This is a genomic window from Bartonella sp. HY328 (assembly GCF_025449335.1).
In the GTDB taxonomy this organism is placed as follows: Bacteria; Pseudomonadota; Alphaproteobacteria; order Rhizobiales; family Rhizobiaceae; genus HY038.
Window position 1 is genome coordinate 2,050,263 of the sequence record NZ_CP104883.1, and the last position, 17,049, is coordinate 2,067,311.

General features: G+C 41.7%; 9 protein-coding genes. 3 read left to right on the forward strand and 6 right to left on the reverse strand.

All coding sequences use genetic code 11. The annotated features are described in order from the left end of the window. Positions 1-93: 93 nt before the first annotated feature. Positions 94-2,571, reverse strand: coding sequence for a penicillin-binding protein 1A (locus N5852_RS08720; RefSeq protein WP_410004207.1), 2,478 nt, complete (start codon positions 2,569-2,571; stop codon positions 94-96). 340 nt (positions 2,572-2,911) lie between these two features. Beyond that, positions 2,912-4,069: an N-acetylmuramoyl-L-alanine amidase gene (locus tag N5852_RS08725; protein WP_262097425.1), complete on the reverse strand. Its 1,158-nt coding sequence runs from the start codon at positions 4,067-4,069 to the stop codon at positions 2,912-2,914. A 934-nt stretch (positions 4,070-5,003) separates the two neighbouring features. Between N5852_RS08725 and N5852_RS08730 the strand changes: the two genes are divergently transcribed. Continuing rightward, positions 5,004-7,829: an Rne/Rng family ribonuclease gene (locus N5852_RS08730; protein WP_262097426.1), complete on the forward strand. Its 2,826-nt coding sequence runs from the start codon at positions 5,004-5,006 to the stop codon at positions 7,827-7,829. Positions 7,830-7,948: 119 nt separating this feature from the next. Beyond that, positions 7,949-8,296: an ADP-ribosylation/crystallin J1 gene (locus N5852_RS08735; RefSeq protein WP_262097427.1), complete on the forward strand. Its 348-nt coding sequence runs from the start codon at positions 7,949-7,951 to the stop codon at positions 8,294-8,296. Between the two features lie 164 nt (positions 8,297-8,460). Here N5852_RS08735 and N5852_RS08740 read toward each other — a convergent pair whose 3' ends face one another. From N5852_RS08740 to N5852_RS08755, 4 genes are all read right to left on the reverse strand, one after another. Further along, positions 8,461-11,892 (reverse strand): AsmA-like C-terminal domain-containing protein, encoded by a 3,432-nt coding sequence (locus N5852_RS08740; RefSeq protein ID WP_262097428.1) that lies wholly within the window; start codon positions 11,890-11,892, stop codon positions 8,461-8,463. Between the two features lie 325 nt (positions 11,893-12,217). After that, entirely contained in the window at positions 12,218-12,853 is a 636-nt protein-coding gene (locus N5852_RS08745) for a hypothetical protein (protein ID WP_262097429.1), read from the reverse strand. A gap of 334 nt (positions 12,854-13,187) precedes the next feature. After that, positions 13,188-14,597 carry a type I glutamate--ammonia ligase gene (gene glnA / locus N5852_RS08750; protein ID WP_262097430.1) on the reverse strand — a complete coding sequence of 470 codons (1,410 nt, stop codon included), beginning with the start codon at positions 14,595-14,597 and terminating at the stop codon, positions 13,188-13,190. Positions 14,598-14,701: 104 nt separating this feature from the next. Next, positions 14,702-15,040, reverse strand: a complete 339-nt coding sequence (locus N5852_RS08755) for a P-II family nitrogen regulator (RefSeq protein WP_182419131.1) — start codon at positions 15,038-15,040, stop codon at positions 14,702-14,704. A gap of 233 nt (positions 15,041-15,273) precedes the next feature. Here N5852_RS08755 and N5852_RS08760 point away from each other — a divergent pair, with 233 nt between their 5' ends. After that, positions 15,274-16,803 (forward strand): NAD(P)H-hydrate dehydratase, encoded by a 1,530-nt coding sequence (locus N5852_RS08760; protein WP_262097431.1) that lies wholly within the window; start codon positions 15,274-15,276, stop codon positions 16,801-16,803. The last annotated feature ends 246 nt before the right edge of the window (positions 16,804-17,049 follow it).

The following is a 17,049-nucleotide window of genomic DNA, read 5'->3' on the forward strand; positions in this document are numbered from 1 at the left end:
GCTAACTTAAAGTCAAACCGACTTCAATATCAAAAGCGCATATTTGCTATTTGCAAATATGCGCTTCAATTTCAACATGGTGAAATTTTAAACCTAGTAAAGTCCACTCGAACCACGGCCAATCGCATCATTGACGGTGGGTGACATAAGCGGTACGCGTACACCTTCCTTAAAGGATTCAGCCCCACCGATAACTTGATAAACATCTGCTGGGCCGGTACCAGGTTTAAATGCTTCAACCATTACATTTGGGTCGCCAGCATGGGCTTGCATACCGGTTTTACGGTCAATTGCAATAAGGCTCATACCTTGCGGTACTTTGAAATCAATTTTCGGCTTACCCTTCATAGCTGGCTCCATAAAGTTACCGAAAATTGGCGCTGCCAAAGCACTACCAGTTCCGCCAAAGCCCAATGAGCGTGGGTTATCATAGCCAATAAACACACCAACAACAATATCAGGTGTAAAACCAACAAACCAAGCATCTTTGGAATCATTGGTGGTACCAGTTTTACCAGCAATTGGTCGGTTTAAATAGTTTAAACGGGCCGCAGTACCGCGTTGTACCACGCCCTGCATCATCGACGTAATCTGATAAGCGGTCATTGGATCAAGGACCTGATCACGTTCGTCAACCAATTCTGGCTCAGGTTGATTATCCCAAACGCTCACATTACAATCTTTACAAATACGTTTATCATGGCGATAGATAGTTTTGCCATAGCGGTCCTGAATACGGTCAATCATTGATGGTTCAATCGCGCGTCCACCATTTGCAAGAACAGAATAAGCCGTTACCATGCGAAGTACAGTGGTTTCACCTGCACCAAGCGACATTGACAGCACGGGCTGCATCTTATCATAGATACCGAACCGCTCTGCATATTCAGCCACCACTGGCATGCCTAGATCGTTGGCAAGGCGCACAGTCATAAGGTTACGCGAGCGTTCAATACCGTAGCGCAGTGTCGATGGTCCAGCAAATGTACCGCCATAGTTTTTAGGACGCCAAATATTGCCTGAGCCTTGGTCAATTGCAACGGGGCCATCAAGCACAACAGATGCTGGCGTATAACCATTATCGAGCGCAGCGGCATAAACAAAAGGTTTGAAAGAAGAACCGGGCTGGCGGTAAGCCTGCGTTGCACGGTTAAATTCTGATTGTGAATAAGAAAAACCACCAACCATTGCTAAAACACGGCCAGTTACCGGCTCCATAGCAACCAACGCGCCCTGCACACGTGGCGGTTGTCGTAATTGATAGGCATTGTCGGTGCCCTTTTTCTTTTCAACAAATACAACATCACCCGGCTCTAACACGCCGGCAGGACTTTTTGCTGTACTACGACGACCATTGCCATCAATAAGGCGATAAGCCCATTTCATATCAGCCGCACTAATCGTTGCTTTTACACGCTGTGGCGATAAAGCATTGGAAAGTTCGCGCTCAGGCTGCAAACCAATTTGCACGCTGTTATTATCTGCAGAAAGGACAACCGCTAATTGCCATTCTGGCACATCGCTAAAAGCTGGAATTTCACCAAGAGCAATACCCCAATCACCTGCCAATGAAATTTTCTTATAAGCACCACGCCAACCAAAATTTTGATCAAACTTAACAAGACCACTTTGAAGTGCGTTACGAGCATATATCTGCAATTGTGGATTTAAGGTGGCACGGACGGAAAGGCCGCCCTCATAAAGGGTATTTGAACCATAGCGCGCCATAAGTTGCCGGCGCACTTCCTCGCTAAAATAATCTGCACCGAAAATATAGCTATCTTTGCTGCGCAAAGTGACACCAAGCGGTTTTTGCTTTGCAGCTTCTCCATCGGCTGCATCAACATAACCATTTTCCACCATGCGATCAATAACCCAATTGCGGCGCTCTAGTGCACGCTCTGTATGGGTAAAAGGATCATAGTTTGAAGGCCCCTTAGGAAGAGAAGCAAGATAAGCAATCTGCTCCAAACTAAGTTCATTAATCGATTTATCAAAATAGGTAAGAGCTGCGGCGGCAATACCATAAGCCCCCTTACCTAGATAAATCTCATTTAAATAAAGCTCTAAGATATGGTCTTTAGAATAGGCTTTTTCGATACGCATCGCAAGAATGGCTTCTCGCACTTTTCGTTGCATTGTTGCATCGGAGTTCAACAAAAAGTTTTTGGCAACTTGCTGCGTGATTGTAGACGCACCTTCAGGACGACGGCCCGACCCCATATTTTTCATATTATTGACAACGGCGCGCGCCAAACCTTCAGGATCAAGCCCAAAATGGTTATAAAAATTCTTATCTTCAGCTGAAATAAAAGCAGCCTTTACACGGTCTGGAACAGCCTGAATGGGTAAGTAAAGCCGTCTTTGATTGGAAAATTCCGCCATGAGACCGCCATCTGCTGCATGAACGCGCGTCATGACTGGTGGTTCATATTTTTCCAAAACTTCATAATTGGGAAGTTCATCTGATACTTCATTGACATAAGCGGTTGCGCAGCCCAGCCCAAGAATTGCAAGGGTTAATGCTGAAGTAACTGTATATCCCAGAATTTTTCGAAACTTACGTGACACTGTTTTCAGACCATTATAAATTGAGAAAAGCTATTGTTAAAAAGCCATTTGCATTGAAATACGTCAAAGACAAGGAAAATGACAAGGAAAATAAAAATATTTTTAAAATCTTATATCATTTTTTCTAAAAATGCCAATTTTACCGTGGATGCTGTTGATACATAGTGACGTTTTTCGCTTTTATTAATAGGCTAGCGCGGAAAAGAATCTTGGATGTATATTTTGGCATTATTCATTTTTTACAATCTATTAAATTTTAGTAACATTAAAAACCTGCGATAGGCACATAAATTGTAAGCTTTGTTGCGACACTTTTTATTGTGCTATGCCGGCAACCAAGTTACGGCACAGCCTTTTCCATTCGCATTTGCGCATATTTTTCAATCGCATTGCTAATCATATGCACCATATTGTGCCGCCATGCGAGATCTGTAATAAGCTTTTCGTCATCAGGATTAGATAGATATCCAAGTTCGATCAAAACTGATGGAATATCGGGGGCTTTTAGGACCATAAAACCTGCATAACGATGGGGGTTATTAATAACGCGTATTTTGCCTTCATTAAGCGATGAAATAACCCCTTCGGCAAATTGTGAAGAAAAGCCATCGGTTTCACGACGTGTCAAATCAATCAATATATCGGCAACCTCTGGTGGCTCATCAGGTGGTAAATCACCTAAAAGATCTGATTTATTTTCATTATCAGCAACGGCCTTTGCCAAGGAATCAGACGCTTTATCCGATAAGGTATAAACCGTTGCACCTCGAATTTCGGGCAAATGAATTGAGTCTGCATGAATGGAAATAAACAAGTTAGCACTATGGCTGCGCGCTAATTGAACACGCTCACCTAAGCGCAAAAACGTATCATCATCACGCGTGAGAACAACCTTAAAATTCTTTTCATCAAGCGCAGCTTTTAAAGCCTTGGCAAAGGCTAAGGTGACATTCTTTTCCTCAACACCGCTAACACCTATAGCACCTGTATCAAAACCGCCATGTCCGGCATCAATAACAATAGTAAACTCATTATTTTTAACATTGCCTGCATGGGCATTTTTTTTATCATCAACAATATTGTCAGGATCTGTTCGCCGCAATTGTTCAAATTTGCGGGTTTGCTCTACCGCCTTATCAAACTCCTTTTCCGGCACCGTCTTTATATCAATAACCAGCTGCCAAATATTATCATTAAGCGGTTCAACATCAACACGCTCAATCGCAAAGGCGTGTTTCATGGTAAAAATCATCCGAGCCTGCGCCGCATTAATCGCTCCATAACGCAATTCTTTTGCCATGCCGCTCATCGTCACCGCTTTCGTTGGCATTAAAAATTCTGCTTTTGGCAAATCAATGACCAAACGTGGCTGATTGTCTAACAGCATAAGACTATAATTTGGTTTTTCATTGAAAACCGAGATAATTCTTAACCGGCTATTATCACCACTAAGACGCGTATTTAAAACTTTAAATTCTGCTGAATTATCCCTCGCCACATCTATAGGCGCGCCAAAGCTTTGAACAATCAAGGCACAAAAAAATGCTATTGGAATAAAAATCACAAATAAGCAGCGCGCAAACATTTTTTTTGATAAAATCATCAATATAGAACCAATAGATATGAGTAAGATAAAACTAGACCTGGCCAACACAAACCTAAGTCAGCAAGTCGCCAATTCACGATGTTTTAGATTTAAATATCGCAAGATTATGACCTTCATGCTGTGTTTTCTTATTTTTTCTGCGCCAAAATTGCAAGACCTTACAGCAAACAGCCTAGCCACTTTCCCTTGCGATATAAGATTTAATCCTATTCATTCTCTTTCTATTATTATTTTCTAATATTCTAAAAATCATAATTCTTGGTCTAATTGATGGATTTTGCTTGCAAGATTGCTTTCTACACAATAGAACAAAAAATGCTGAATTTTGTAATATGCGGTATTAATTGGCGTTCATGTGAAGGATACATGGCCAAACTACCAGAATGAGCAGAATATTGGTACGAGGAAAGGTATAGGAACCAAACGAGTTTTGGCAATTTTGGCTAAAAGATTTGGCTCTAACCTAGATGGAATAATCTTTGGGTAGCATTAGTGTGACAGACTAGATTGATCCCATTAATTGATTTTATACATTTTTACCGCTTAAGCTGAAGAGCTTTTGTAAAAATGGATTTTAATAAAGTTTCGCTGATCCGATATTCGGATTATAGTATAATCGTTTTGCCAGGAGCCGTTATGCTTCATTCAGAACGGATGAAAAAAGAGAAAATGACCGATAGTCTTGCCTTCTGGCAATGCTATGACGCACGTCATTGCTCCGGTCCGGCAAAACCTGTATTTGCAAGCCAATGTAAAATAACAGCAACGCGCAGCATTTATCTGCTGATCGCGAAGCTTATAGCTTTGGTTTGTTGGAAATTGCAATATGACAAACAACAAAATGCTCATAGATGCCTCCCACCCGGAGGAAACACGGGTTGTCGTTACACGCGGTAACCGGATTGAAGAGTTCGATTTTGAATCGGATCATAAGAAACAGTTAAAGGGCAATATTTATCTGGCCCGCGTCACGCGGGTTGAGCCTTCGCTACAGGCTGCCTTCGTAGAATATGGTGGCAATCGTCATGGATTTTTAGCTTTTTCTGAAATTCATCCTGATTACTATCAAATTCCCCAAGCTGATCGCCAAGCATTACTTGAAGCGGAAGAACTTGCTGCAAAACAGGAGCAAGATGCTGAAGAAGCAAGCAAAAGCGCTAATCGCAAGAAAAACAACCGCAAGGCTCAATCAGCCGCCGCAGATAGTGACAGTATTTCAGAAGACAATGAAGAGTTAAACAGCCCTATTGATACAGAGGGCGAAGACGATTTAGATCTTACATCGGATGATACCGACAGTGATGAAGATAGCGTTGAATCTGTTGGCGCGGAAGATGCCTTGGAAGAACTTCCAACATTACAAAAGTCTTATAAGCGCGATTATAAAATTCAGGAAGTCATTAAAAGACGTCAAATCATTCTCGTACAAGTCGTAAAAGAAGAACGTGGTAATAAGGGTGCGGCGTTAACCACTTATCTTTCGCTTGCTGGTCGTTATTCAGTTTTAATGCCTAATACTGCCCGCGGCGGCGGTATATCCCGTAAAATCACCAATCTTAATGACCGCAAACGCCTTAAAGACATTGTCAAGGAACTTGATGTTCCTAAAGGTATGGGGATTATTCTGCGTACTGCTGGCGCTAACCGCACCAAGGTTGAGGTAAAACGCGATTATGAATATCTCATGCGCCTTTGGGAAAATGTTCGCACGCTTACACTGACATCCGTTGCTCCGGCCCTAGTTTACGAAGAAGGTAGTCTTATCAAGCGGTCTATTCGTGATCTTTATAACAAGGATATTGAAGAAATTGCAGTTGCTGGCGAGCGCGGCTATCGTGAAGCTAAAGATTTCATGCGCATGCTTATGCCAAGCCACGCCAAAGTGGTACAACCTTATCGTGAATTAACGCCGATTTTTGCACGCAACGGCATTGAAACCCAACTTGACCGTATGTTGCAACCCGAAGTAACTTTGAAATCCGGTGGTTATCTTGTTATAAACCAAACCGAGGCTTTAGTTGCTATCGATGTCAATTCTGGACGCTCTACTAAGGAGCATTCAGTTGAAGAAACTGCCGTTCAGACCAATCTTGAAGCTGCAGAAGAAATTGCACGCCAGCTGCGTTTACGCGATTTAGCAGGCCTTGTTGTTATCGATTTTATCGATATGGAAGACAAACGCAACATCCGATCGGTTGAAAAAAGGCTCAAAGATTGTCTCAAAGATGATCGCGCCCGTATTCAAGTTGGCCGCATATCTCATTTCGGCCTCATGGAAATGAGCCGCCAGCGTATTCGAGCATCTGTGCTTGAAAGCACAATGCAAGTTTGTCCGCATTGCGCTGGTACGGGCTATGTGCGCTCCCAATCATCGGTGGCCTTGCATGTTATGCGCTCGATTGAAGAATATTTATTGCGTAATGGCCAAAATAACATCATCGTTCGCACTCCAGTTAGCACCGCACTTTATGTGTTGAATCATAAGCGTAAACTACTTTCAGATCTTGAATTGCGTTTTGGCTTAACCATTAGCGTTGAAGCTGATGAAACCGTTGGTGCCCAGCATTTAGCAATTGATAAAGGTACGCCAGCAGAAGGTACACCAGCCGTTATCATACCAATAACTCCTATCATCGAAGAAGAGGAAATTTATGAAGATATCCCTGAAATCGAAGATGAAGAAGAAGTTGTAACGGTTAACGAGCCACAAAATGACAATAAACGACGCAAAAACAAGAAAAAGCGTGGCAATAATGACCGCAGACAAGAGGCTAATGGCGATAGCGTAACAAGCGATCTAAGCGAAGAAGAGCGCAACCGCCGGCGCAGACGGCGCGGTCGCCGTGGTGGTCGTCGTAACCGTGACCATTATGATAATGATCGTAAGCGCTTGCCATTTGCGGAACCTGTAGGGCCATTTGCACAAGCAGCTCTAGCTGAAATACGTCAAAGCCGCCGCAACCGCTTCCTTCCTGCAGCTGAGCCCGTTGGCTTTTTCCCTAAAGCAGTTACAGGAAATAGCGCAGTAAATGCTACGCAAAACGGTGTACAAAAAATTGCCATTACGACACCACAAACCACCTCGCAAGCAAAAGGTAATGGCGAACAAAAGTCAAATAGCCGTGGCCGTGGGCGTGGACGCCAATCAGGAAGAAATAATAACCAACCGGTTGTGGCAACAACAGATAATTTGGCCCTAGCATCGAGCAAAAATGCTGCCCAAAATGCAATTATTCCGCATGCGGAACCGGTTGGCCCGTTCACCAAGGTAGAAGCAGCCGCCCCAGTTGCGGTTGAAAAGCCAGTGACGAAAGCTAAACGAAAAGCGCCAGCAAAACAAAAAGCTGCCACACCACGACGCGGTAGAGCTGCTACAAAAACAGATAACGTAGTTGAAGCGACAGTAAATGAAACTGCTGCCACAAACGTTGTTGTTGTGCCAGATACTAAAGACAGCGAAGTTAAAGCGGTTACAGCAAAGCCACGCACGCGCCGTAAACGCAAAGCTGATGATGTTAGCAGCGATAATGCTGAGCTTGTTGAAAATACACAAACAGTAGCAGCAAAGGAAACAGAAATAACCGTTTCCTCATCGCAAGATGGCGACAAGCCAAAGCGCGGCGGCTGGTGGCAGAAAAAAGGCTTTTTTTGATCACTAGAACAATGACTAAATAGATTAGCTTGCCATTTGGTATTGACCTAAAAAATTTTTATAGTTTATTACCCGCCATATAATAATATATGGCGGGTATTTTTATAAGAGGTCACACTATGATGGTTGAAACAGTTACTCTTTGGCGTCCAGTTGGCCCAGAAGAATTAAAACTTATTGAGCAAACAGATATGACCGCCCTTCCACCAAGATTACCTGACCAACCGATATTCTACCCAGTTTTAAGCGAAGATTATGCGATAAAAATTGCAGGTGATTGGAATGTTGCGCGCAGTGGTTCTGGCTTTGTAACTCGCATGGAAGTTGATAAGGCTTTTCTTGATCAATATGATATTCAAGTTGCTGGCGGCAATGCCCATGAGGAATATTGGATTCCAGCTGAAGAGTTAGATGCATTCGATGCGGCAATCATTGGAAAAATTGAAGTTACCCACGAATTTCACTAAATTCAAAGCTTTTAAATTAGCCTTTAAGGCAACTATGGAATGCCTAATTAAATTGTTAGTTTAGGCAATGCAGGCGCATCATTTTCATAAAATAGATTTTTAAGGAGTGCTTTATTGCAAAGAGATCTACTGTATCTGAACAAGGTTTTTATTTTATAAAAATGTTATTGCTGTTTATATTCAAATATCTGCCTAAAAATACCCGGCGCAATGGCAGAAATTGGATTCACAGTTACTTTGGGTTCGCGCGCCTTACCTTCAATTTTAAAGGTGATACCAATAAGACCGCGATCGCGACCATTGCCTAAGATTGTTCCCAACACTGGCACATCACCGAAAACACGGTTAATACCATAGGCTGGCATAAAAGTCCCTGTCATAGACATATTACCCGATGCATCATAGACAATACCTTGAAACGTCGCGCCAATTGTTTGACCACGAATGACACCGCCATCCAATACCAAAAAACTATCCCCCTTGCCAATTTGCGCAGAAGCCGTCTCAATAACAGCAACAGACACATCAAGCTTACCATCAACGGCTTGATTAAGGCTCTTACCGCCATTATGCGGCGTTGATGACACTAAAGACGCAAGACGTGGCTCATTAACAATTTGAAAATTTTGCACGTTAACGGGTCCTTTTAAAGTACCATCTGCACCAGATTTTAACGACAATTGTAAAACACCACCGCGAACTTTATCGTAAAAATCCATGAAACGTAAAAGCCCACCGGCATTAGCTGCATTAACGGCAATGTCACGACTATTATTGTTGCGCGTAATTTTCGCAATAATTGGCTTTTTGTCACCCGTCAAAGCATTAAAAGTAACATCTTCACTGGAGGATCCTTGGCGAACCATTTTAAGTTTTACATTGCTCAAAGTTTCATCATAAAAACCACTAAGGCTATCAATATCGGCCATGAGATCAAGGCTATCATTAGACTTAGCTTGGCCTTGATTTTGCCCGCCGCTCACCATTTTTATTAAAGCACGAGCATCAAGTTTTTTACCATTCGCCACGATACGATAACCATTATTAGTCTTACGCAAAGTCAAACCTAAGCTATCGCCACGATTAAGATTGGCTCTTGATAAATCTGCCGACTGCAATGCACCATTTTGAATGAGTATATTGCCGGCAATCATAAAACTATTACCTTTCAAGCTGAAATTATGAAGTTCAATAGTTTTAACATTGCCACCACCATTCTTGAATGAAAATTGCACTTCGCCAGCAATACCCTTACCCTTGGTCCAACTGACCCATGGCAAACGAATTTCGGCATTAGAAACATCCGCTTTCACAGGACGGGCGCCCTCTATGGGCGCCCCGATTTCTAACGCAACAGTTCCTGAGACAATGGAATTAAGACCTGGCATCAACTTTTTTCGAATATCATCTGTTAATTGAATACGAATAGTTTCACTGGGTATGATATCAGAAGGCCCCATAGGACGGTGCAAGTTAATATTAGCTGGAATTCCATTCAGATTTGCATCGGCAACAATTGTAATATCGCTTTTGTTGAGTTTTGCGCTACCTTTGGCCTGCGTAATAAGAATATTTCCATCAAGCGGGCTTAACAGTGATAATTGGTCAAATAATAACTCACTTGACCAATCGATGAGAGATTTATCAGGGCGCGGCATTAATGGAAAACGTATTTTCAACAATCCAGAAACGTCGCCACTAACCTCTTCAGCCTTAAAAGGAACCTTATCCTTAGCATTTATGGGATCTAGGCTAACCAATCTTACAACATCGCTAACCTTACCTTTAAAGCGCGCGGAAGCATCTGCAAAAACTTTAATATTGGGCCGCCATGGAATAACAAAATAACCTTCACTCAACTCAATCTTATCTTGTTCATTATCGATATAAGAAATCGCACTATCCATAAAAATTTCTGTAGTGGTACCTTTAATAACAACACGCCCTGCGCCTTGGCGCAAGGGGGGCAAATCACCAACCAATAAAGTTGAAACTCTTTCAAACTCCCCCTCAAGAACAAGTTCATTCTCACTTAACACTGGTGGTACACCACCGGGTACAAATATGCCTTGCGGAAAATTAATTTTCAAATTGGCATTTTTGACCTCGCCACCTGCAACATGACTTACAACCCATCGACGCGCACCTGGTGACAAATTAATTGGCCATATCTGCTTTATTTCATCGCTCGGCATTTGCGGCATAGAAAACTCAAGCAGTGCCTGTGGTGATCCAACACCAAATTGCAAACTTCCGCTCCCGTCGATTTTACCATTTTTCGTTTCGAGTGATAGTTGGGAAAAATCAACAAAAGCTCGTTTTGCGAAAAAGCGACCTTTAATCTCACCGTTAAAATCAAGGCGTGCTGCCTTTACATCGTCTGGTTTGACTGCACCATCATTCATGACAAGGTTAAATGCATATACACCTTGCTCACCACTCATCGCGATCGATTGCACACCACCTTTTAATGGCAAGTAGAGCGAGCCAAGAATTAACTCTGAAGGCAAAATCGCAATCTGTCCATCACCACTTTTATAAGCCAGATTTATTTCACCACTTGTTGCAATATCATTGTCTTGAGCAATATCGGTTCCAGTTTCACCTAGGCTCAAAGTCAATCCCAATTGCGTCGTAGTTTCAGTTGTTAAGGCGCCTTGCAAAGCAAGATTGACTTTTCCACGGCTACGAAAATAATTATTATTTGGTCGTCCATCCGCAAATATGCGCGCAACACTATCATCGGCGCCAAGCTGAAAAGGAAAATCTTTCATAGAAAGCACAAAGCTATCAGCAGCCCCAGAAGCAGAAGTATTAACCGTGGCTTCCAGCGCTATTTTTTGATCTTTCCACGTTAAACTTCCTGTTGCTAAGATATAATTATTCTCATATTGTAGCGATAATTCATCTATATAAACCGTCTTTTGCACCGTTTCGCTACCAAAATGAACCGACACATTGCGAATAACCACCAAATGGGTTTCTTGACTTTTTAAAGCTGAAAAAACCCCATCTAATGCCTTAAATAAAGCAAGAGAAATGGTATCAAAATCTAGATTTCCCGACTTATCCTGCGGTAATTTATCTAAAAAATTACCATCATTAGATGTTGGCATCTGGATCCTACTATCCGCAATTTCAAATTGCGCTACCTTGATATTACCTTTTAAAAGTGGCGAAGTGGCAAGGCCAAGTCGTAAAGTTCCAATTTTATCAATCTTTATACCGCCTTTAACATTGCTTAGCCCAACATTATGTGCCTCTAGTGCCAAATGATAACTATCATCAAAGGAAAGCGATGCATCATCTATTTTAGTCTCAGCTACATTGGCTAATTTACCTTGCAAGGCCGCTTCCATTTTTTGCGCCAGCATATTGCCGCTGATACCAACCTTTAGTAGGATGGCAAGCAATACGCTAAAAAGCACGAGTAAAATAAAGCTATAAACCAAACAGCGCTTAGCGAATAGAAAACAAAAAGGCACAATCCGCCGCTCGCGAATTTTAATACCATCTGATTGCATAGACGAAGGAAAGTGATGTAATTTTTTGATGCTTCGCTTAGAAAAGCGAATTTTTTTGTGTTTGTTAGTCAAGGTAAATCCATCGCCCCCATTTTTGCATTCCAAAACCCCGTATAAGTTATTCACTTTAAATCAGCACTATAAAATAGCACTATAATTTGGCACTATTATCTCTTTGTCGCCAAGCTATCAATTGCACTTAATCGACGCTCTAAGCAATAACTGTAGCTACATTTATTTTGCTTAAACATGGCACTAATTGTAACCAGTCCATATAATATATAATTTAAAGTATAAATTGAACAGAAAGTAAAATAATGCATTAAGATATTATCTTAATGCATTATTTTTAAAGCTAAATTAAACTTACAACGTAAAAATGAATAACAAACTTAAATTATTTAGCGTCAACAATTACAGGCTTACGTAATTGAGCTTTTTCTATACCAGGAAATGCGCGTTGATAAACAAGCAATTGCATTGGATTATCTGCAGATAAAATATACCACTTGCCTTCGTCAAGAACGGCAATAACATCCGATGTTATTTTTTGTCGCTTTAGCTCATATGCATTTGTGTCTGATATCGATGCGCTTTGCTTTTTAACCTTCAATTCAACAACTGTCGTTGATGGAATAATAAAAAAAGGCTCGCCAGTCTCTTTATTCTGCCTCTGTTGGGCTGTAACATCTAGTGTACCAGCTTTCTTATTTTTAAGATCAACTTCCCAACTGAGAACTTTCGCAATTTCAGTAAAAGATGTTATATCACGCTTAATATTTTCTTTAACTTTTATCTCATCAAGCGGAATACCATCAACTGGTTTAGAGATTTCGGTTAAAATTTTGATCACCCGTGGCGGGATACCGGCAATTAAACCATCCACATTTTTGTTAACTGTCGCATCACGATAATTGCTTGCAACCTCATTAAGCGCTTTCAACTCGCTTTGGGTTGCTTCTCGCGCAAATGCCACATTGCTCAAAACGATGCTTGCAAGAAAGCTTGCAACTAATAGCTTCTTAAGTTTCATTGTCCTGCCATACTCACTTTTAAATTTTTCATTAGCAATTTTAATAAAAAAGCCAAACTTTGTGCAAGCTAAGCTCTTAGCTTTCATTAACTCAAGAGCTTTAGATTATCTATCAACAAATCAATAGCCTAAAATTGATTGATAAAAAGCGAATACATCAAAAAAAAGGCATATTGAATATCACTATTCAATATGCCTAAACAGTTTGCAACAGACTTTAAGAAACCGTTACAGAAAACTTTTCCTTAAAATTTAAAAAAAAGCTAACAATGGATAGACCATTAAGAACAACCCATTGTTTTATATATTATATTTAAAAGATATCAAAGATCCATTAAACGGAATAATACATGTCAAATTCAATTGGATGCGGCGTCATTTCATAACGCATATTTTCTTGCATCTTAAGAGCGATAAATGAATTGATCATTTCATCATCAAATACATCACCGGCCTTAAGGAATGCACGATCCTTATCAAGTGATTCAAGTGCTTCACGAAGGCTACCACAAACCGTTGGAATTTCCTTGAGCTCTGCAGGTGGTAGATCATAAAGATCCTTATCCATTGCTTGACCTGGGTGTATTTTGTTCTTGATGCCATCAAGACCAGCCATGACAAGCGCTGCAAAAGCAAGATATGGATTTGCTGTTGGATCTGGGAAGCGAACTTCAACACGCTTGGAAGCAGGTGAAGAACCAAAAGGAATACGGCAAGAAGCAGAACGGTTGCGTGCTGAGTAAGCTAGCAATACAGGGGCTTCATAGCCAGGAACCAAACGCTTATAAGAATTGGTTGATGGATTTGTAAATGCATTAACTGCTTTGGCGTGCTTGATTACACCACCGATAAAGAATAGGCAGCTTTCAGAAAGACCAGCATATTCGTTACCAGCAAAAGTTGGCTTACCATCTTTCCAGATTGATAAATGCACATGCATACCCGAACCATTATCACCAAAAATTGGCTTTGGCATAAAGGTTGCTGTTTTGCCATAAGCATTGGCTACCTGATGGACAACATATTTAAACATTTGCATTTTGTCGGCTTCGCGCACCAATGTGTCGAATTTAATACCAAGCTCATGCTGTGCAGCTGCAACTTCATGGTGATGTTTTTCAACAACAACACCCATATCAGTTAGAACGCTCAACATTTCTGAACGCATATCCTGACATGAATCAATTGGCGGCACTGGGAAATAGCCACCTTTAACGCGTGGACGATGAGCAAGATTACCGGTTTCAAATTCAGAATCATCATTTGATGGCAATTCGTTGGAATCCAAACGGAAACCTGTATTATATGGATCAGCCTTAAAACGCACATCATCAAAAATGAAAAATTCAGCTTCAGGACCTACAAAGATTGTGTCGCCAATACCAAGCGACTTCAAATAGGCTTCGGCTTTTTTTGCGATAGAACGTGGATCACGATTATAGGCTTCACCGGAAATTGGATCTAAGATATCACACATGATAACCAAGGTTGACTGGGCAAAGAACGGATCCATATGGGCAGTTTCTGGATCTGGCATCAACACCATGTCTGATTCATTGATTGCTTTCCAACCAGCAATTGATGAACCATCAAACATCACACCATCAGCGAACATATCTTCGTCAACTTGTGAAATATCCATGGTTACATGGTGCATTTTACCCTTTGGATCGGTAAAACGAAGATCAACAAAGCGAATATCATTATCTTTAATCTGCTTTAGAATATCATTTGCAGTTGTCATATTAACTTCCCTTATAAAAACGACAAATTCCGGTTTGGAAATCTGCTAACCACAAGCCATACTAGCAAAATATTTCTTGCTGGGGTAGCTTTGGAAAATAAAATTTAGATAGCATCAACGCCTGATTCACCAGTACGAATGCGGATCACTTCTTCGATGGACGACACAAAAATCTTACCATCACCAATACGGCCTGTTTGCGCCGCCTTGCGGATGGCTTCAATTGCTGGTTCAACAGTTTCATCAGCAACAATGACTTCAACTTTTACCTTAGGCAAAAAATCGACAACATATTCAGCACCGCGATAAAGCTCTGTATGTCCTTTTTGACGTCCAAAACCCTTAGCTTCAATGACCGTTATTCCTTGCAAGCCAACTTCCTGTAGGGCTTCCTTGACCTCATCAAGCTTAAATGGCTTAATAATTGCTTCAATCTTTTTCATATTTGAAAGGCCTCCATTTAAAAATCCACCCTAGGGTTTCTGATATTCTATACATGCATGAACCATGCCAATTGCAAATTCAACATAAAAAAATTATATTCTTGTTGAAATCGCCTTAAAATAGCACTTTATAACACTATGAGCTAAATTCAAACCTTGAAAATGAGTCTATACTACGAAGCAGCACATCGCTTAAATTTTAGGCACAACCTACAAAAAAGAGGCATTAGCATATGAAGGACCACAACATAACGGATAGTTTTTTGTTGAATCCACAAGAAATGGCGCAGGCAGATAGCTTGACCATTAAGAATGGTGGCCTTTCTGGTTATCAATTGATGCTTAATGCTGGCCTTGCAGTTGCTGATACATTATTGAGACATTTTCCTGATACAGCTAAAGTGGCAGTCCTATGCGGACCAGGCAATAATGGCGGTGACGGTTATGTCGCTGCTACTGTCATTAAGCGGCGCGGTTTGGAAGCGACTTGTTTTAGCGATACACCACCTCGCCCACAAAGTGATGCGCAAACTGCTGCCAACAATTTTCAAGGCTCAATTAAGCCAACTGCAGAATTTAAACCTGACGAGTTTGACATTATTATAGATGCCCTATTTGGCGCTGGTCTTGATCGTCCGATAAGCGGCAGCGACGCAGATATTATCAACCTTGCCAACGATAGCGGCAAGCCAATTGTTGCGGTGGATTTGCCATCGGGGATTTCTGGACTCAGGGGTGACATACTGGGCGTTGCAATTAAAGCACAATTGACGGTGACTTTTTTTCGCATGAAGCCCGGCCACCTACTTTATCCAGGCAAATCTTTGGCAGGGAAGGTAATTTGCGCCGATATAGGCATCAATCACAAAGTATTAGATGAGATAAATCCTAAAACCATGGTCAATATTCCATTCATTTGGAAAGATAAACTCCCCATTCCCGACCATAATAGTCATAAATATAGCCGCGGTCATTGTGCTGTTTTTTCAGGACCATCAACCAGTACGGGCGCAGGACGCCTAGCCGCACATGCCAGTGCACGCGCCGGCGCTGGTGCAGTCACATTACTTTCGCAGTCAAGCGCGCTTTTGGTAAATGCTGTACAACTCACATCAGTTATGTTGCATATTTATGATAAAATTGAAGATATCATCGAATTTATGCATAACCGCAAGGTAAAAGCGGCGGTGCTTGGGCCCGGCTTTGGCGATCGCATGCGCGCACGTGATATTGCACTTGAACTTATTATAACCCAAAGCCTTGATGCGCTTATTCTTGACGCTGACGGTATTACAGCCTTTACAGAAATACCGCAGCGATTATTTAGCTCTGTCGAGCGCTCGACAACTAAAGTCATATTAACACCCCATGAGGGCGAGTTTAAAAAGCTTTTCCCTGAAATAGCACGCAATAAATTCTTGTCACGCCTAGAAAAAGCGCAAATGGCGGCCGAACAATCAAAGGCCGTGATCCTTTATAAAGGTGCAGATAGTATAATCGCTTCACCTGACGGCCGCGCAGCCATTAACACCAATGCGCCTGCCTATCTTGCAACAGCAGGATCAGGTGACGTTCTTGCCGGCCTATGCGGCGGCTTTGTTGCCCAAGGCATGCCAGCATTTGAAGCTGCCTGTACTGCCACTTACCTTCATAGTGAAGCAGCGTCGATTTTTGGCCCAGGCCTCATCGCAGAAGACCTTATCGACACCTTACCTCAGGCCTTGCGCTGGTTACTACAACCTGAAATGGCAATTACAATTTAAACATTCGAACCACTGATGCATTGAAATGCATTTTATACAGTTTGCAATCTGTTTAAAATGGATAAATATGCTTTATGCCCTTGCTTTTTCACTAAAAACCCTTTAAGCACTGCCTCGTCTACCCGAGGCTATTGGCTGGGGGCTGAACGGAGGGCTATAGGTTTTGCCTTTAGCTTTAAAAATTAATTTTAAATCCTCCCGTGTCTCCGCTCTCGAACGTCTCACCGTGCGTCCTTTCTTCATCTT